This is a genomic window from Aneurinibacillus tyrosinisolvens (assembly GCF_001015055.1).
In the GTDB taxonomy this organism is placed as follows: domain Bacteria; phylum Bacillota; class Bacilli; order Aneurinibacillales; family Aneurinibacillaceae; genus Aneurinibacillus_A; species Aneurinibacillus_A tyrosinisolvens.
This window is the reverse complement of sequence record NZ_BBWZ01000010.1, coordinates 96,132-115,088: the sequence shown is the minus strand read 5'-3', so window position 1 is coordinate 115,088 and position 18,957 is coordinate 96,132. Positions and strand designations below refer to the sequence as shown.

General features: G+C 44.9%; 19 protein-coding genes and 1 pseudogene. 1 reads left to right on the top strand and 19 read right to left on the bottom strand.

Annotated elements, in window-relative coordinates; translation table 11 throughout:
• Positions 1-515 precede the first annotated feature (515 nt).
• The 17 genes and pseudogenes from MBEAL2_RS33605 to MBEAL2_RS11690 form a co-directional block, all read right to left on the bottom strand.
• Entirely contained in the window at positions 516-641 is a 126-nt protein-coding gene (locus tag MBEAL2_RS33605) for a hypothetical protein (protein WP_269082470.1), read from the bottom strand.
• 49 nt (positions 642-690) lie between these two features.
• The gene (locus MBEAL2_RS11770) at positions 691-900 is read right to left on the bottom strand and encodes a hypothetical protein (protein ID WP_047152490.1); all 210 of its coding nucleotides are present in this window, start codon (positions 898-900) and stop codon (positions 691-693) included.
• A 329-nt stretch (positions 901-1,229) separates the two neighbouring features.
• The gene (locus tag MBEAL2_RS11760; RefSeq protein ID WP_047152488.1) at positions 1,230-1,430 is read right to left on the bottom strand and encodes a cold-shock protein; all 201 of its coding nucleotides are present in this window, start codon (positions 1,428-1,430) and stop codon (positions 1,230-1,232) included.
• A gap of 201 nt (positions 1,431-1,631) precedes the next feature.
• Entirely contained in the window at positions 1,632-1,817 is a 186-nt protein-coding gene (locus MBEAL2_RS11755; RefSeq protein ID WP_047152487.1) for a hypothetical protein, read from the bottom strand.
• Between the two features lie 514 nt (positions 1,818-2,331).
• A complete protein-coding gene (locus tag MBEAL2_RS11750; RefSeq protein WP_236692782.1) occupies positions 2,332-2,745 on the bottom strand; it encodes an LbetaH domain-containing protein in 414 nt (137 codons plus the stop codon).
• 473 nt (positions 2,746-3,218) lie between these two features.
• Positions 3,219-3,844: pseudogene (locus tag MBEAL2_RS11745) on the bottom strand (fumarylacetoacetate hydrolase family protein).
• Between the two features lie 31 nt (positions 3,845-3,875).
• Positions 3,876-4,661, bottom strand: a complete 786-nt coding sequence (locus tag MBEAL2_RS11740; protein ID WP_047152486.1) for an SDR family oxidoreductase — start codon at positions 4,659-4,661, stop codon at positions 3,876-3,878.
• A 16-nt stretch (positions 4,662-4,677) separates the two neighbouring features.
• Positions 4,678-5,559 carry a fumarylacetoacetate hydrolase family protein gene (locus MBEAL2_RS11735; protein ID WP_047152485.1) on the bottom strand — a complete coding sequence of 294 codons (882 nt, stop codon included), beginning with the start codon at positions 5,557-5,559 and terminating at the stop codon, positions 4,678-4,680.
• A 28-nt stretch (positions 5,560-5,587) separates the two neighbouring features.
• Positions 5,588-6,601, bottom strand: a complete 1,014-nt coding sequence (locus MBEAL2_RS11730) for a 2-hydroxyacid dehydrogenase (RefSeq protein ID WP_047152484.1) — start codon at positions 6,599-6,601, stop codon at positions 5,588-5,590.
• A 111-nt stretch (positions 6,602-6,712) separates the two neighbouring features.
• On the bottom strand, positions 6,713-7,447 hold the full coding sequence (locus MBEAL2_RS11725; RefSeq protein ID WP_047152483.1) for a FadR/GntR family transcriptional regulator: 735 nt from the start codon (positions 7,445-7,447) through the stop codon (positions 6,713-6,715).
• A 40-nt stretch (positions 7,448-7,487) separates the two neighbouring features.
• Entirely contained in the window at positions 7,488-8,702 is a 1,215-nt protein-coding gene (locus MBEAL2_RS11720; protein ID WP_047152482.1) for a CaiB/BaiF CoA transferase family protein, read from the bottom strand.
• The gene (locus MBEAL2_RS11715; protein ID WP_052947677.1) at positions 8,674-9,984 is read right to left on the bottom strand and encodes a nickel pincer cofactor-dependent isomerase, group 22; all 1,311 of its coding nucleotides are present in this window, start codon (positions 9,982-9,984) and stop codon (positions 8,674-8,676) included. The genes MBEAL2_RS11720 and MBEAL2_RS11715 overlap by 29 nt, the downstream gene beginning before the upstream one ends.
• 76 nt (positions 9,985-10,060) lie before the next feature.
• The gene (locus MBEAL2_RS11710; RefSeq protein WP_047152481.1) at positions 10,061-12,043 is read right to left on the bottom strand and encodes a TRAP transporter permease; all 1,983 of its coding nucleotides are present in this window, start codon (positions 12,041-12,043) and stop codon (positions 10,061-10,063) included.
• Between the two features lie 19 nt (positions 12,044-12,062).
• Positions 12,063-12,563 carry a DUF1850 domain-containing protein gene (locus tag MBEAL2_RS11705; RefSeq protein ID WP_047152480.1) on the bottom strand — a complete coding sequence of 167 codons (501 nt, stop codon included), beginning with the start codon at positions 12,561-12,563 and terminating at the stop codon, positions 12,063-12,065.
• 3 nt (positions 12,564-12,566) lie between these two features.
• Positions 12,567-13,577: a TAXI family TRAP transporter solute-binding subunit gene (locus MBEAL2_RS11700; RefSeq protein ID WP_047152479.1), complete on the bottom strand. Its 1,011-nt coding sequence runs from the start codon at positions 13,575-13,577 to the stop codon at positions 12,567-12,569.
• A 127-nt stretch (positions 13,578-13,704) separates the two neighbouring features.
• Entirely contained in the window at positions 13,705-14,874 is a 1,170-nt protein-coding gene (locus MBEAL2_RS11695) for a UxaA family hydrolase (protein ID WP_047152478.1), read from the bottom strand.
• A complete protein-coding gene (locus MBEAL2_RS11690) occupies positions 14,864-15,184 on the bottom strand; it encodes a UxaA family hydrolase (RefSeq protein WP_439644859.1) in 321 nt (106 codons plus the stop codon). The genes MBEAL2_RS11695 and MBEAL2_RS11690 overlap by 11 nt, the downstream gene beginning before the upstream one ends.
• Positions 15,185-15,489: 305 nt before the next feature.
• Here MBEAL2_RS11690 and MBEAL2_RS11685 point away from each other — a divergent pair, with 305 nt between their 5' ends.
• Entirely contained in the window at positions 15,490-16,119 is a 630-nt protein-coding gene (locus MBEAL2_RS11685; protein WP_047152477.1) for a FadR/GntR family transcriptional regulator, read from the top strand.
• Between the two features lie 74 nt (positions 16,120-16,193).
• Here the strand turns inward: MBEAL2_RS11685 and MBEAL2_RS11680 are convergent, their stop codons facing one another.
• Positions 16,194-17,402: an acyl-CoA dehydrogenase family protein gene (locus tag MBEAL2_RS11680; RefSeq protein ID WP_047152539.1), complete on the bottom strand. Its 1,209-nt coding sequence runs from the start codon at positions 17,400-17,402 to the stop codon at positions 16,194-16,196.
• Entirely contained in the window at positions 17,402-18,637 is a 1,236-nt protein-coding gene (locus tag MBEAL2_RS11675) for a CaiB/BaiF CoA transferase family protein (RefSeq protein WP_047152476.1), read from the bottom strand. The genes MBEAL2_RS11680 and MBEAL2_RS11675 overlap by 1 nt, the downstream gene beginning before the upstream one ends.
• Between the last annotated feature and the right edge of the window lie 320 nt (positions 18,638-18,957).

The following is an 18,957-nucleotide window of genomic DNA, read 5'->3' as shown; positions in this document are numbered from 1 at the left end:
TATTCTTCAAGAAGAAAGTCACTTAATGGCCGAGGCCGTTTTCCCTTGGGAAGTTTTTCATTATATGTTTCTAGGTCTTTAACGTCAATATTACACGAATATCATTTATTACGTTTGGAACCAGCTCCTACATAACAAAACCAGTGATTTATATCAAAATTAAACCAGCATCCCAGCTCCGTTCGGGATAGTACGCGAATGATAGGTATCTACGGACAGTTAACATGACTCTGCCGTTTACCCTCCGTGATTGTTGACTTGAGTAATCCCCAAGTGGTATGTAAAGATTCTTCCTTGAGAGTGTAGCGAAGGGCGTAGAATTTGTAGCATAAGGCCCCCTACGTTATTTTTTTATTCTTTCACGATAAGGGGATAAAAAAAGTCCGGCACACGTCATGCCGGACTATGATAAATCAATAGCCTATAAAAGAAAAATCATCTTCTATTATCTTACCTTTTTGTGTTCCAGCGAATGATAAAAAGATAATCCATCCTTCTCCTTTAAGGTCATTCTTTTATTCACCACATGTTTTTTGACCACATTCCGGGCATCGAATACAACCGGGCATCTTTTCATTGACCAGTTCAACCGGAATTTCTGCCCCACAGTTATAACATTCAATCACAACAAGTTGGCTCATGCTGCTACTCCTTTTTTCACCTGGAAGGTAAAATCCTTCAGGTCGATTTTTATTCGGCAAATCGCAAACGGTCCACTTCATCCGTAAAGCGGATTTCATCAATATGGCCTTCTACCGTTTCATATACCAATCGTTCGTCATACATCGTACCACTCACATCATCATCTAACAAATGCCATTGTATTACAGGTTCATCCTGCACTTTTTCAACATAATCAACATGTCCGATTTCAGCAAGAATTTGATATAAACGATTCATCTTTTTTACCGCTCCTTTGCTTTATCGTTACCTTAATCATAATACGAATCATGAAGAATCCTGAGATTTTCGTAATCGTACGATTATTCTTTAAAGGAATGGGGGCCTTCGTAGGCTTCCATTCCTCCGGTTTATGCACGTTGCTTGTATCTTTAGCCAGCTTGTCTAACACCTCTCCTTTTTTTATTTTCATAACTGATATTATCGAACGTTATCCAATTATCGATTCCCGTCGTAGTGCAGTAAATCCATCTTGAATAGAATTTTTGTTTAATCCAACAAAAATAAAAACAGACCCTAAAATTAGAGTCTGTTTACTGGTTCGCTTATTATAATTTACGTACGTTTTTTGCTTGTGGTCCGCGTTGACCATTTTCGATTTCAAATTCTACTTCTTGACCTTCATCTAATGATTTGTACCCCTCGGCTTGAATAGCGGAGAAGTGAACAAATACATCCTCTCCACCTTCACGCTCAATGAATCCGAAGCCTTTTTCACCATTAAACCATTTTACTTTACCACGTTCCATTTATATTGCCTCCTAGTATGTAAAAAAACACATAAAATTTATAAGCTTTCTTGTTTATTATAGCTATAGTAAATATGTTTTGTAAACGCTTTAAAAATACGAATGTCCAGCTTCACACCATTTTTATTGAACTATCGATTCCCATCAATTCAATAAAAATTTTCAATGAAAAAATTGCTGTCCTCAACAGAACAGCAACGATTATTTAAACTTATAAGCAATTCGATTCCACTGTGTATCATAGGCAACAATTACATAATCGTCATGCCTGTCTGTAACCCTTTTTCCAAATGGTACAGCATCATAATTATCGATGGAAACTTTAGTTAAATCAAAGTGTTCTGAAATCCATGCATGTACTCTTTGCTCACATTCTTCATCGTTCATTCCCTTTGCCTCCACCCGTATGGGTATTCTATATACCCGTACCTCTACCACGTTAAACATATTAATAAACCCTAAAAAATCCGACATTTTTTTACAATTAATAATTAAAATAAAAAAAGGGCAAACATGATTGGTTCACCCTTATTTATGGCAACCTAAAGCAAAAGTACCCCTGCAGTACCCGAAACACCCCGCAGAAAACGAAAGCAATCCGAACCTGATTCGCTTTTTTCTTTACGTACTCCGAGTAAAAGTACAATGGGGTTATCTCTTTCATTTTATGGAGAAATGCTTACAAACGGGACAAAAATAGGCTTCATTTATGCTGGCAACGTACATTGAATAAAAAGCCTTTGCGTTAAGTAAGGCTTCGTCAAGTTAAGCAAATTCATGTTTGTTCAACTATAGATTCCGGTTAGTTCCGTAATTAATGCTACCTCCTCCAATATGGATCTAATGAAAAATACACAATAACATAAAAAATGTATGAAGGACTCTCTAAGTGGTTCTTAAATTAGCTAGATTGTAGTAGCCGATTGCATGCAATACCACACGAACAGCGATGTTTACCAAATAATAAATGATAAGAAGGAGGAAATTCGCGAATAACCCCATCTTGAATATTTGTATTGGAACCGATAAAAAAAGGCGTTCCTTCATCTGCACGAATGCTGGTAGTGGGGGCAATATAAACATTTTCTTTAATGATTACATTCCCTATAACACTTGAAAAAGGACTCACAAATGCTGTTTTACTAATTTTAGGGAAATGCTTTTTTGGATTGAAAGTTGTCTTTGGGTTTGGGCTTATAAAGCGGACGAATAGGTTAAAGGGACCACGAGGAATTTTATTTGAGGAGTTAAACTTAGTACTTTTTGTTGGCAAGTGATGCGACTCTAAATTTGATTTCATTTTCTTTGTCAACATTTTTCCTCCTTTTTATTCATCTTTAAGTATTCTACTCAACCTTAAACAAGACGAAACCGCGGCAATAGTGGATTAAAGTTTGAAAAACATATACGTTTTAAAAAAGTAAATGAGCGGTCTGAAAATAGGGAATTATCTTTTTTTATTTCACCACAGCGGAAAATGCCATTTCTTGTTCAACTATTCTGCCCTTTAGTTGAGTAAATAAAAAATGGCTGCTGAAACAGCGTTATTGAACAATTGATTCCTATTAGCCAATCATGCTGCGGTGCAGCACCACAGATGATGTAAGAAAATTTCGTTCTTACATGGGCGTTAAATAGCAAAAAAGCAAATAAAAACCTGTCTTAGTTAGACGGATTTAAGCTCAATTTTATATAAATTCACAAAAAACTTATAAAAATACATTTAAAATAGTTTCTCGACACTCTGAAAGCCCCCAGTTCACCAGGAACCAGGGGCTTTTGCTCTCTTTATCCTAATTTTACGGTAAAATCTCCAAGCGGTTCGTCTCCCCACAGCAGGGCAACGTGGTCTCCCGATGCCACCGGGCCTACCCCGGCAGGCGTACCGGTGTAGATGATATCTCCTTTACCAACCCAAAATGGCGCGTGGAGAACTCAATAATCGTTTGCAGGTCAAACAGCATATCCTTCACATTCCCTATCTGCACTCTTTCCTCATTCTTCAACAGGGAAAAATCGGTTTCTTGTAAGCTGTCCAGCCCACGAAACGGCTGAAATGCCGTCAGGATGCCGGAATTCGGAAACCCTTTGGCCAGGAGCCACGGGTGGCCTTTCTTTTTCAGCTCGCTTTGCACATCACGAAGCGTAAAATCTATCCCCAGGGCAAAGCCGTCAATGATATCTTCCAACGCCAGTCCTGATTTGTACGGCCGGGCAATATGGACGACAACCTCAAGCTCATGGTGAACCTCGCCTCTGTCACCCGGCAGCTCGATTTCCTGTCCGTTTGCCTCCACGAGGGCATGGGTCGGTTTTGAGAATAGAAACGGCGAGGTGGGAACTGCGTTTCCCAGTTCTTCCGCATGCAGCCTGTAATTTCTTCCTACACAATAAATATTACGAATGGATTCCATTGTTATTTTCTCCTATATCTGAGTCTATTTCTTAAATTGATTTTACCATGCCGCCATCTACCAGGAGAGAGCTTCCTGTTATGTATGTGCTCGCATCGGACACAAGGAAGGTTACAACCTTCGCGAACTCTTCCGGCCTGCCATAGCGATTAAGCGGAATCGACTTCTTCGACTCTTCTTCTATTTGCTCCCTTGTCTTTCCTGTTTTGTTAGCTTTTAAATCATCCAGGAAGGCGACCCGATCCGTAGCGATCCGGCCAGGAGCCACTGTGTTGATGAGGATGTTATACGGACCCAGTTCTTCTGCGAGTGATTTCGTCAGGCCGACAATTCCTGTACGGAATGTATTTGATAGAATGAGCCCCGGGATCGGCTGCTTAATAGAGGAAGAAGCGACGTTGATAATTCTTCCGCCGTCCTGTTTCAAATCCGGCAGCACTTCGCGAATGACCCGAACATAGCTAAGCAAGTTTAATTCAAACGCTTGCTGCCACTGTTCATCGGAGAATTGTTCAAACGTGCCCCCTGGCGGCCCTCCCGCATTGTTAATCAGGATATCAATTTTTCCAAACGTCTCACGGGTAGCCTGCACGAGTGCCTGGATGTCTTCTACATTTGTAATATCGGCGCGGTGGAAGGCTACCTTTCCTTTTCCTAACTGAGCAAGCTCTTCCTGTACCGCTTTTAGCTTTTCCTCATCCCGGCTGGTCAGCATAACAGAGGCGCCTTCCTCTACGAGCTGGGCCGCAATCGCCTTCCCTAATCCCTGGCTTGATGCAACAACGAGAGCTACTTTCCCTTGTAAGTTCAAATCCATCAGTTTTCCCTCTTTTCTATTTTTGTACTTTTACATCCTCTACAGGATTCACGAGTTTTTCAAATCCGTCAATGTGGCATTCTACAATGTCACCATCGCGGATAACGACCGCGCCCGGCGTTCCTGTCGAGATGATGTCGCCTGGCAGCAGCGTCATGACTTTAGAATGGAAAGACACAAGATACCAGGGACGGAATGTCATATTTGAAACGGTATTCTTGCGGTGTATGTTTCCATTGATGACGGTGGAGACGTTCAAATCCAGCACCTCTTCCACCTCGTCCGGCGTTACGAGCTGCGGCCCAAAGCTGAAGAATGTATCAAAGCTTTTGGAGCGGGTAAGGTACCTTGGATTCTTTTCAAGAATATCCTCTGCTGTCATGTCAATAATGGTTGTAAACCCGGCAATGACGCTTTGCGCATCCTCCTCCGATACGTCCTTGCATTCCTTGCCAATGATAATCCCCAGTTCCGCTTCCGCCGTTGTACGGTCGGATTGGTGGGGAATTTTAATCGCATCGTCAGGACCGATAATCGTTGTATCCGGTTTCATGAAACTGGCGGGCTCAGTGCTGGGCGCTTTCTCGTGCAGATCTGCGGCATGCTCGACATAGTTTAATCCAATGCCCCAGATTTTCCGCGGATGGCGGTACAAAGGCGCATACTCCCATTCCCCTTCCCGGAGGACTTCAGCTGAAAGGGATTCAAGCTCGTTTTTCCCGCCATTCTGGTACCACTCTTTCAGTTCATTTAATTGGCCCGATTGGATGAGCTCAAATAAATCTGTGGACCATTCCTGCTTTGTTTTTTCATTAATCGTTTCCAACGGCAAAACACCGAATGGTGCTACAACAGCTGCTGTTTCCTTCCCATTTCTTTTAATGGTAGCCAGACGCATGTAACCCTCTCCTTATTCATTATCATTATTACGTAATCGAAAAATTTGCTCGGACCTTATCTACTCCGTTTACTGCATAATCGGGTGTCTGCCCTTCATCTGCCTTTTTTATATTTTGAAAAGCCATATGCAGGACTTGATCGAGCGTATCTCTCGTACCGGCTCCAATGTGGGGTGTCGCGACTACATTAGCAAGTGTGAGCAAAGGATGCTCCTTATCCGGGGGCTCTGATTGCCATACGTCAATCCCGGCACCTGCAATCCACTCCTGCTTAAGCGCATGGCAGAGGGCGGCCTCCTCAACAATTCCCCCACGGGAAACGTTAATTAGAATCGCATTCGGCTTCATTAACTTAAGCTCTTTTTCTCCAATGAGATTTCTCGTTTCAGGTAATAAAGGGGCATGAATACTAACAATATCAGCCGTTTCAAGCAGTTCCTCTAATTCCAGGTAGATAGCTCCCAGCTCTCTTTCCTTCTCCTCTGGTAAGCGGAATTTATCGTGGTAAACGATTTTTGTTCCAAAAGCCCGGGAACGTTTTGCGGTTTCCCGGCCAATATTTCCAAAACCAATAAATCCATGGGTTTTTCCTTCCATTTGATAAGAGTTGAGGCGCACCTCCCAGCTTAGCCAACGGCCGCTTTTCAGCGATTCATTAAGCAAGGGAAGCTTCCGGTACAGGGATAAAATCAGCAGTACGGTCAGTTCAGCCACACCAGTGGAGTTCCCGCCAGGCGTATTGCAAACCGGCAGCCCCAGCCTCGCTGCTTCTTCAAGATCAATGTTATCTACGCCAATCCCGGTCTTTTGCACAAACCGCGCTCTATGTGCCTGAGATAAAATATCCTTCCCAACCTTGCGGGTAGCGACTAACAGGTAGTCTGATTGCGGAAGCATTTCTGTTCTTTCCTGTTCGGTCATTTCATCCCAATACCATAAATCGAATCCCGGAGGTTTGTGTTCCAAAAGAAGCTGCTTGAATTCCTCGAATACTTTATCAAAGTAGAGGATCGTTTTTGTGGCATTCTCCCTTCCTCCCATCCTGCAATAAAAATATTATCAATTTATTATGGTCAGACCAATTATCGAAACAACAGCACATCCAAATAAATTATAGTTAATTATACGCATAATTTCAATAATTTAATATTTTTAGACTTCATTCTCTTCTGTTGGTTCATTCTCTTTAAAATAGGTCCAGATTTTTTCTTCGTTTTTCGTAAGATGGGCCCTCATTGCCGCAGATGCCTGCTCCGGATTGCGCAGGGATATCGCTTCGATAATTTCCTCATGCTCCTCGTATGCCTGCGCAAACCGGTTCGGAAGAGAAATGGACTGCATCTTACTCACACGAATCCCTTTCTCTACTTTATAGGAAACCGCCTTAAATACATTCCGGTATACGTTGTTATGTGAAGCTATAATAATCGAATAGTGAAACATATAGTCTTCTTTAATCCCAAACTCTCCTGCCTTATTTGCCTCAATCAATACTTCGTGGTTGTGCACGATTCGCTTAATATCCTGCGGTGTCGCCCGCATCGCAGCTAAAGCCGCCGCCTCGATTTCTAATCCTCTGCGGAACTCAAGAATTTCCTGGAGCTCGCTCTTCTTGATCAGGCTCGTCACCAGGCGCTGGCTGACTGTTTCCTCGATTGTATCCTTCAAAAAAATTCCGGCCCCGGATCTTGTTTCAATGACGCCATTTGCGTTTAACACACTCATCGCCTCCCTCACTGCTGTCTTGCTTACATTGAACAGGGCTGCTAATTCGTTTTCGGACGGCAGGCGTTCCCCCGGCTGGATCTTTTCTTCGCGAATATATTTTTCGATCGCAACAATGATTTCTTCGAAGAGACGTTTCTTTTTTATTGGCTTTAAGCTCATTCCCTTCTTCCTTCCCCGCTAAAGTATGAAAAGGTCAGCTTCAAACAGTAAGTCTTTCATGGACATTCACCACTCCCTGTGAAACAAAATGTTCGATTTCTCCGGCGCTGTAACCCAGTTCCGTTAGAATCTCAGCCGTGTGCTCTCCTAGTAAATTGGCAGCCGATTGCACCTTTACTTTGGTCCGGGAATAGTGAACCGGCGCTGCGATAACTGGCAGGGTGCCCAGTTTACTATGTTCGGTGTCAACAATAATATTATGATCCTGAATGACATCGCTATTGACTAATTCACCAATTCCCCACACCGGCCCGTGTAAAATATTTCGTTCTTTAAAAATTTCACACCATTCATCCGTCGTTTTCTTCTTAAATACTTCATTTAACAAACTGTTCAATTCTTCACGGTGAATTACCCGGTCTGTATTTGTGCTGTACTTTTCGATAGAAAGCAGTTGTTCCTGCCCGATCGCCCTGCAAAAAGGTTCCCACGCATGATCGGCCTGTGCCCCGGCCATCATCCAGCCGTCCTGTGTCGGAAAAGCCTGGTAAGGCACAACCTGGGAATGCTGATTGCCCATTGGTTTCGGATTTTCACCTGTAGCGAGATACTGGCCAAACCGGGTAGATAGATTAAGTACCATCATATCGATTAGATTCAACTCGATTTTTTGCCCTTTTCCGCTTTTTTCACGTTCATAAAGCGCCGCACATATGGCTCCAAACGCCATGAATGCCGTAGAATTGTCTGCAATGGGCACTCCGGGAAGCAGTGGTGGAGAGTTCTCATCCGCCGCGGTCATGCTCATGGCCGCTCCCATCCCCTGTATGATCGGATCCATTCCCGGCCTGTTTGCGTATTCCGGCGTATTCCCAAAGGCAGAAACGCTGCAGTAAATGAGCCTGGGATTTAAGCCGGAGACGTCTTCGTATCCTAAACCAAGCTTATTCATGACGCCAGGACGAAAGTTTTCCAGCAGAACATCTGCACCCTGCAGCAGCTCCCTCGCGATTTTCTTTCCTTCTTCTTTTTTCAAGTCCAGAGAAATTCCCCTCTTGCCGTGGTTGTAAGCAAGATAAAGAAAGTTTTCTCCTTCTTTATAGTAGCTCCCCGTCTTTCTTACCTGATCTCCTGAGATAGACTCCACTTTAATCACGCTGGCACCAAGATCAGAAAGAATATTTCCGCAATAGGGGGCTGCGAGCCAATGTGTAAATTCAATTACCTTAACTCCTGTTAACGGTCCCGTGGACATCGTTCCACCTCCAATTCCCTTCCTTATCAAATGCCAGCGGAAACGGTTCGTCTGCGAGGACAATTCCCTGCTCCGCCTTAATGTCCTCGTATATCGCCTCTGTGACCCATACATGGTCGATGTGAAGGGTATTCCTAATCACAACCATGCGTAAATCCTTTATGTCTTTTAATCTCAGCATTTTTAAAGCGCCCTCAAGCAGCGCTCTATCATCCGGAAACGTCATGGGGATGGCCGCACGAACGGCAAAGCCGGCAGTCATACAGTTTAAGTATGTTGCTGTTTTATCCACGGATTGCACTAAGGTTTCCGTTGTTAAATCCGCAAGGCCGATTCCATTGGCATTACCGTGGGAAGCTTCAGACAGGCGCAGCACACCAAGGTACGTAATGTGCGGCTTTTCCGGTTCTTTTATCCCTTCAATCCGCATTCTTCCAATAATGTTTGTATCCATACCGGTGCCGCTATAATTCTTGCCCATCTCCTCTATAATACAAATATCCATCGTATCAACAGGAAGGCGGGGCATAAATTGCTTCGCCTGATTCAACAGTTCTTTCTCCCGTTCCGGTATTTGCTCATAACCCATTCCTTCAATAATGGCCGTCCGTTCATTTGCATTCTCAATGATCCCAATGCCGCCAACAATCGGAGCATGCTGTATGATGCTTCGCCCAATCAAAGGAATCATATCAGCAAGCAGTCCGGCGCCAAAACCGTGGAACATGTCCGCCCCTTTCGCTCGGCCCATGCCGACCGCCATCATCTTAAACAGTCCGCTTTCGTAATCCCCACGGAAAGACGTGTGTGGTTTGATGCGATTAATTACGATAACCCCATCTGCCTCCACCGCTTCTTTCGCACAATACACAGGGATTGAACGGTCAAATGCCTTCAGTGTATCAAGCACAACCAATTCACTTGAACAGGAAACCGGACAATGTACTGCATCCGCTGTAATGCCAAGGCTATCAAGAACTTCCCGCTGGCCGGATGCTTCTCCGCGCCCATGGCTTCCCATTGCTGAGAAGAGAAACGGTTCATATCCTTTTGCTTGAAGGCACTTGACAACAGCTTTCATGATTTCTACGTAGTTTGCGATTCCCCGGCTTCCTGCTGTAATTGCAATTCTTGCCCCGGGCTTAAGCTTCTGCAAACGATCGCTGCTCTGGATGATTTGCTCAACCGCTGTCTCGATCGCGGATGGAATGTGTTCCACAGTCGGAGCCTGTGAACGAATTTGGATAGGATATAACTGGATGGAGCCCGTATTAACCGGCATGATTCTCTTCCCTCCCTAAATCGTGATGTTTCAAAAAAACCCGGTTGCGTGTGCAGCCGGGTTTTTTCATCATTTCTTACGCGGATAACGGCAGCCCGCTCACCTGCTGCTTTTTCTTATAATACTGCCATACGAACACACCAAGGATTCCGATGAATCCGATTCCTGCCGCCAGAATTCCAGGGAACATAATGACGAAGGCACACACCATCAGAACAAGCCGGTTTACCATCGGTACCTTTGTGAAAACATACCCCTCTACAGCGACCGCCAGCGCTGTTACGGAAACAACAAGGACAGCGACGGCCGTAACAATATCAGTAATGCCTGAATGTATAATTAAAATCGCAGGCTTATAAACAAAGACAAACGGAACGACAAATCCCGCCAGAGCCAGCTTCGTGGAAATCCAGCCCGTTCGCTGCGGATCCGATCCGGCGAGGCCCGCCCCGGCAAATGCGGCCAGTGCTACCGGAGGTGTCAGGTTCGCAATAACACCGAAATAGAATACAAACAGATGCGCCACAAGCGGGTCAACCCCGAATTTAGAAAGCGCAGGAGCTGCCATTGTTGCCGTAATAATGTAGCACGGAATCGAAGGCAGTCCCAATCCGAGGATAATGGAAGCAACCATCGTTAATAAAAGTGTGAGGAATAGGTTTCCCTGCCCTAACTCAAGAATAATGTTCGCGAACTTCAAGCCTAATCCTGTTAAACTAAATACCCCTACCGTGATACCTACTGCGGCACAGGCGACAGCTACGCTTAACGTCTCCCGTACCCCCGCCTCCAGCGCTGCAAGGATATCCCGGAAACCCATCCGGCTTTCTTTACGCAGAGCAGCGATAAGAACCGTGGCAATAATCGTATAAAATCCGGTGAGTGTTGGAGAATACCCTGCCATAAGAAGGCCGATAAGCAGAAGGAGCGGAATCAAAAGGTGTCCGCGCTGCTTTAAGACATCGATTACTTTAGGAAGCTGGTCCTTCCTCAGACCCTCGAGGTTATCTTTATCCGCGCGTAAATGAACCTGGGCAAGCAATCCATAGTAATACATTAGAGCCGGAATGGTGGCCGCTAGTGCGATCGTTGCATATGAAACGCCAAGCGTCTCGGCCATGATAAAGGCGGCCGCTCCCATTACAGGCGGCAGGATTTGTCCCCCTACAGCGGCTGTCGCTTCGACTGCCCCTGCAAACTCCGGTTTGTATCCTACCCTTTTCATCAATGGGATCGTAAAGGATCCGGTCGTTACTACACTTGCTACAGCAGAACCGTTGATAGAACCATGCACCGCACTGGCTATAACACCAACTTTAGCGGGTCCACCCTTACTGCTTCCCGCAATGGCAAGAGACAAATCATTAAACAATGTACCCATCCCTGTTCTTGACAGAAAGGCGCCGAAAAGAATGAACAGAATGATAAAGGTTGACGATACAGCAACAGCATCGCCATAAATTCCTTCTGTCGTTACGTAGAAATAGCTGAAGATATCCCCCAGCGTGTAGCCGCGATGGCCAAAATCACCAGGGAGATAGGGTCCTAAATAAGCATAAGCGATAAAGATCCCCGCCATGGCAGCTAATTCCCAGCCTGCCACACGCCTTGAAGCTTCTAAAACGAGGATACATGTAATCGTCGCAAATGTAACGTCCATAGCGGAGGGAATTCCGCCCCGGCTTACAATGTCCGCATAAAAAATAAAAATATAGCCGGCGGTAAATAAGGAGACAAGGGCAAGAAACGCATCAAACAGGGAAAGCTTCTTACGGGAGCTTTTTTTCAATCCGGGATATAGCAGGAAGATAAGGCAAAGGATAACAGCGACGTGAAGAGAACGGTGCATTAAAGTGATAATCGGGCCGGCATAGGCTGTGTATAAGTGAAATAAGGCTAAACTAACCGCAATAACAGAAACGAGGACACTAATCCATTTTTTATCGAATTTCCGGTAGCCCGCTTCCGGATCATATTCTTCAAGAAGAGCCTGCATCTTTTCTAAATTTTCTGCCGGTATAATTTCTTCCGAAGCCTGTATTTTCTCCGTGTTACTCATGTTTTCACTTCCTCTTCTATCAGTTTATTAATAGGTCCCACCACCATAAACGCCAGGCAGCCGTTATTTCCAGAGAGGTATACCGAGGAACTAATTTTGTTAAAACAATGGTTTTCGGTCCGATGATTAACTTATAATCCTTCCTTGAAATCAAATAAATAACCTGTTCCCTTTGTTCTGAAAGCTCTGCTGTAATCCAGCCATTAACTACCTTCGTTTCTACACCCGTGTCGGCCGGTACCCCTGCACCATAGGAGCGAAACGATGTTTCAATTAATTTAACCCCATGCGGCCATCCCGCTACATACGTTTCCCTCCACGGTGTTTTCTCTACAGAGTGAGTCCATTCCACAGTAAAGCGGGTATCTCTCTCAATAGGGATTTGCGCATAAGAAGTCTGTGATTTGAAGTCTTTTAGAATTAAGAAAGGGCGCGGGATAACGAGCAGGAGCAGTGCTGCAAAAATCAGGAAGCGTTTTGCCATCCTCCTCGTTATCCTCATCCCTCCTTTATCACCCAATAATTATAGTCCTCCTACTTCTTTAAAGTACTTCTCTGCACCAGGGTGAAGCGGGATTACAAGATCCTTTCCGGCCTGTTTCGCATCGATTTCTTTTGCCGTCTTATGAGCGGTCGCCAGCTCATTCAGGCTCTCAAAGAATGCTTTTGTCATCTTGTATACCTGCTCTTCGGAGAAGTCATCACGTACAATCAGGATGTTTTTCATAGCGACTGTAGTAACAGGCTTGTCATTCTTGTACGTTCCAGCCGGGATGTCGCTCTGGATAACGGCTTTGTTCGCTTTCTTCATTTCTTCGATTTTGGCGGGCTCAATTGGCACAAGTCCTACGGTTCCTGCAGTTTGCAAATCGATAACCGCGGAAGTACCCAGCCCTGACGTCATGAATGCGGCATCAATCGTTCCATTCTTCAGCTGTTCCACACATTCCGCAAACGATAAGTAGTCAGGCTTAACGTCCTTATAGCTCATTCCGTATCCGGCCAGCACCATCCGGGCATTTACTTCTGTTCCACTGTTTGGAGCTCCCACACCGATTCTCTTGCCCTTCAAGTCAGCAATCGACTTAATGTCAGGGTTGTTCAGCGTGATAACGTGAACGTAGTTCATATACAGGCCGCCCATGGCCTTGATGTTTTTCACAGGGCCGTTCTTTTCAAAATTCCCCTTGCCTGTATCAGCTTCTACTGTAACGTCAGACATAACGAATGCCATATCTACTTTCTTGCTTGATACGAGATTTATATTTTCTACAGAAGAGCCGGTAGATTGCGCTGAAGCATTATACCCCAGTTTGTCTTTATAAAGCTTAGCGAGCGCCCCGCCAAGTGTGTAATAAACACCGGAGCTTCCGCCTGTCGCGATCGTTACGTAATTCTGCTCCTTGGCCGACGGCTCTGTCTTGCCTGCAGTAGCAGCCGTGCCGCCACCAGCACTGCCCGTGCTCCCGCATCCTGTTAATAGTGTAGTTAACGATAATGTCGCTGCCATGATTCCAACTAAAACCTTGTTCATTTCCAGACCCCCAATTAATAATTAATAGACTGCCAAGATAAAAATACAAACAGGTGAGCAAATTAAACTATTTCATCTCCCCTGTAAGCGCTTTAAAATATTTCATCATTTCATTAATGGTTTCCGGCTAGGGCAATCTCGTGACACAGAATTGTTCATCATGTCCCAATATTTCTGCCTTAGCGAGCTTCCCTGAAGCAACTTCCAGAATCTCCTGGTAAATCTGTTCACCGATTTCGTCTAAACTCTTCCCATCGGTTATCACGGTTCCCGCATTGATATCAATATTTTCTTTCATTTTTTCATATGTTTTCGGATTCCCTGTTATTTTTATGACAGGAACCCCTGGAAAACCGGTTGGCGTTCCCCTGCCTGTGGGAAACAAAATAATCTGGGCGCCCGCGGCTACCTGCCCCGTTGTCACTTCACCGTCGTGTCCTGGCGAGTCCATTAAGAACAAGCCTGTTGTTAGCGGCTTTTCCGCGTACCGAATCACTCCGCTAAAGGGGGCATTGCCCGATTTTTTCATGCTGCCCAGAGACTTCTCTACCACACTGGATAATCCGCCATCATAGTTCCCTTTAGAAATAAGGTGTTTTCGATTCTCGTTGCTTGAATTCATCGTTTGTCTCTCCAGCTTCCTTTCCGTACGGTAAATCGTATCCATAATATCCTGTGCCACTTGTTCATTGCTGGCTCTCCTGGCAAGAATATGTTCCGTTCCTATTAATTCTGTAATTTCACTTAAAATCGATGTACCGCCCTGTGCCACAATCCGATCGGAAGCGATGCCGAGCGCCGGATTGGCGATGAGGCCTGAAGTCGTATCTGACCCCCCGCAGTTTAACCCGATAATTAATTCGCTTACATCCGCTTCTTCGCGCTGCTGCCGGGAAGCTGCCTGCTGCATCTCCCTTGCAAACCTTGCCCCCTGTTGGATGGCGGCCAGCGAATCGCCTTCTTCCTGAATGACGACTGTCTCCAGCATTTTATTTACCGAGGCAATCCCATCTGCCAGTTCATACGGGGAGAATCGCTCACACCCCAGGCCAACTACGACTACACCTGCGAAATTGGGATTTTTGCCAATTTGGATTAATGTCCGTGCGGTTACTTCCAGGTCTTCACCAACCTGGCTGCAGCCTACCGGATGCCGAAAGTAGACGGAACCGGGTACCTGATAGGCAATTCTCTCTGCAACCTTACCGGAACAGAAGACAGACGGGATAATCGCAATAAGGTTTCTAACGCCTACGGTGCCATCCTTCCGGCGATATCCTAAAAACTTATCCCCCATCCTTCATCCCCCTTTCACAGTACATGTTGTGAGAATGTATCCATTCCCCTCTGTCTACAGGAGTGTTTAGTTTCCCGATTTCCTCACCGTATTTATATACGCTTTCATCCTTTTTGAGAGGGAAAAGCGCAATTTTGTGGCCAAAATCGATATTGTGTTTGACTGTTATTTTTTCTGTCCGATTTTCTATCCGTACCGTACACACATCTCCTTCTTTCATGTCAGACAGCGCAACGGCCACATTGTCGGACCTGTCAATCACAAGAGCAACTTTTTCCTCGTTATTCACCATTAATTTCAAGTCACTCAAAAGCATCACCCCAGGCAGCTATCATTTTGTTGCCAAATACAAAGTTACCAAATTAGTATGGTCTGACCACATTCACTCCTTTCTTTTTTTTTTGCACAACTATGCAGGCGATTTATCATCATTTTTTGAGAAAACACGTTATTTTTATATACAGATTTCCGAATATACTAAAATATAAATAATCTTTAAAGATATGTCAATCGAATATTTTATATTTTCTAAAAAATATAATTGCACTTTTCTCCTGGGTAGCTATAGTATTGGACTATACCCGCTAAAAACATTTACAGGAGTTGTTGTATACGATGAATAAAAATTATCACGTCCGGGCCATTCCGAGAATGTTTGAACAAGTGACAAGGCAAATTGTCGACTTTATTACGTTTGGAAAACTCAGCCCAAATTCAAAACTTCCTACCGAAAGGCAATTGAGCGAATCACTTCAGGTAAGCCGCTCTTCAATAAGAGAAGGATTGCGGATTCTTGAGCTGCTTGGATATTTGAGTTCCAGGCAGGGTGAAGGAACTTTTGTATCCTCTCCTCCTTCGTTTCTCATCCCTGGCCATGTTTTAAACCATAAAATCGAAGCCGTCGAGTTGGATAGGTACTTTGAGATTGCGCTCATGTGCGTTGAGAAAATTGTGTTCCTGTCTTTAGAAAAGATGAAAACCGGCTGTATAACTTTTCCTATGCCCAATGATGGGGAAACGGATCCTTTTTGGAACAAATTTATGGTGTTGATTACGAGTCTGGGTGAACAGCTTTCGAATCCGTACTATGTTAGTTTGTTCTCCCATACCTTTGAGCTATTAAATGAAAACGGTTACTTCTTGGCCAAAGAAAAGCCATTTGATTTTTCGGTGTTCAGGGATGCCCTTTTGGCAGGGAATCGGGGAAAAACAGCAGACTTTCTTATGCTTTTATCCGCGGCATGAGGGCAGCGAGACTTCAAGTTATCTGCTGCCCCATTCCTTGCCGGCATTTCGTTTATCTTTAAAACTTTTAAAGTTTATACTTCAACTGGTTCTTCTTCAAAAGGCCACGCCGGCAGCATTTTGCGCAGCGTTCTATCCTGGCGGTAGCCAAGCGCATATTCAGCCTGCATAACGGTATGGATTTCTCTTGTTCCCTCATAAATAACCGGCGCCTTCGCATTACGCATAAAGCGCTCTGCGGGATACTCATTGGAATAGCCATAGGCCCCATGAATTTGAACAGTATCACACGCAGCCTCAAATGCAGCATCGCATGCCTGCCATTTAGCCAGGGATGTTTCCTTTGTATTGCGTTTTCCCTGATTTTTCAGCCAGCCTGCACGGTAGACGAGCAGCCGTGACGTTTCCAATCCCGCTGCCATCTTCGCAATCATTTGCTGAACAAGCTGGTGCTTTCCGATTTCCTTGCCGAATGTACTCCGTTCGTGGCAGTACTTGAGGCTTTCTTCCAGGCAGGCGTTAATCAGGCCGCACGCTCCTGCCGCAACGGTAAAACGTCCGTTATCGAGGGCTGCCATCGCAATTTTAAACCCTTCCCCTTCTTCACCAAGCAAATTCTCCGCAGGAATACGAACATCATCGAAGAAGATTTCGCCTGTATTTCCGGCGCGTATTCCCAGTTTTCCTTTAATCGCTTTGGAAGAAAATCCTTCAAACGTACGCTCTACAATAAAGCAACTGATTCCTTTATGCTTCTTCTCTTTGTCCGTATAGGCAAATACGAGGAAATGGTCGGCTACATCACAAAGGGAAATCCATGTTTTTTGCCCGTTTAAAATATAAGAATCTCCATCGCGGACAGCTGTCGTCTGCATCGCCGCGACATCGGAACCTGCATTCGGTTCGGTAAGGCCGAATGCTCCGATTTTCTCTCCTGTCGCCTGCGGCACCAAATACTTTTGCTTCTGCTCTTCATTGCCCCACTGCAGAAGGGTCATGCTGTTTAATCCTGTATGAACAGATACTGCGGTCCGAAACGCCGTGTCTCCCCGTTCCAGCTCCTCACAAACAATAGCCAGCGTATTGTAATCCATACCGCTTCCGCCATATTCTTCAGGAATACAAACTCCCATCAAATTAAGGTCAGCCAATCGTCTCATGATACCGGTTTCAAAATGGTAGTTTGCATCCCATTCCTGGATAAAAGGGTTAATTTCCTTATCCACAAAACTGCGCACCATCTTTCTTACTGCTTCCTGCTCCTCACTCAACCCAAAATTCATCATCGTACATCTCCTCCTACTTTTTTAGTTTCAATGGCTGATAAAGCATCTATTGTTCCTTCTTCTATCCACGTATCAATTTGAGCCTGGGAAAACCCGTGTTCCGTTAAAATTTCGATCGTATGCTCACCGGCGAGCGGCGGGTGCTTCCGAATCGAAACCGGCGTCCGTGATAATTTTAGCGGGCTGCCGACGAGCGGAACCTTTCCTGCTGTTGGATGGTTGATTTCCTCCTTCATTCCACGCGCTTCTACCTGCGGGTCGGCAAACAATTGCTCCATGTTATAAATCGGCGCGCACGGTATGCCGGACTGTTTAAGTGCAAACAGCCAATCCTCTATTACCTGCTTTTGGAATTCTTCCTGTAAAAGGCTGCAAAGCTCCTGGCGGTTTGCCACCCGCATCGGATTGGTCGCAAAGCGTACATCTTCCGGCCATTCCGGCCTGTTCAGAATCGTGCAGAGCTTTGCAAACTGCTGATCATTGCCGACCGCTACCACCATGTCTCCATCCAGTGCCGCAAAGGTTTGGTAAGGAACAATGTTCGGATGCTCATTCCCATATCTTTTAGGAACAACGCCTGATACAAGATAATTGCTTGCAACATTGGCAAGCAGTGAAATTTGAGAATCAAACAGCGCAAGATCAATGGCCTGGCCTATGCCTGATCGCAGTCTCTCCTGCAAGGAGGCCAGAATTCCAATGGCCGTGTACAACCCGGTGGCGATGTCTGTAATTGCAACGCCTACTTTCATCGGCCCTGACTCCTGGCTGCCGGTAATGCTCATCAATCCACCCATAGCCTGTACGATGTAATCGTATCCCGGCTCGTTTTTGTAAGGCCCTGTATGGCCAAAGCCGCTTATGGAAGCATAGATTAAACGGGGGTTAAGCGCGGACAGCACTTCATATCCAAGTCCCCACTTTTCCATTGTGCCGGTTTTAAAATTGTTGATGATGACATCCGCGTCTTTGATAAGTTCCTTCAAAATCTCTTTCCCTGCACTTGTTTTCAGGTTAAGCGTCATCGCTCGTTTGTTTCGGTTTGCACATAAGTAGTAGGCGCTTTCTCCCCCAATATTCGGCGGTCCCCAGCCCCTTGTTTCATCGCTTCCTCCTGGCCCTTCGATTTTAATTACTTCCGCACCTAAATCACCGAGAATCATCGTGCAGTAAGGGCCGGCGAGTACGCGTGTCAAGTCAATCACTTTAATTCCTTCCAATGCTTTGCTCACGGCCTGCCTCCTTTCTTACACATAAAAAAACCAGTTCCCCTTCACGACACAAAGTAAAAAGCCTTCATGCGGTTAGGACAAACTGGTTTCTAATCTGCGTGTAACACTAACGGTAAGAAAGTGTGGCAGACTTTACAGTTCTACACCCGATTTATTTTTATGTTACTACTACCATATCAAACGAATTGAAGCTTGTAAATACAATTATTAAAATATTTTAAACAGTTATTCAATTATTTTTTTTATTATGATAAAGTAAGAAAAAGATTTTGTCTGCTTTCTTTATGATTGGTCTGACCATACTAAATTAATTTAGCTGT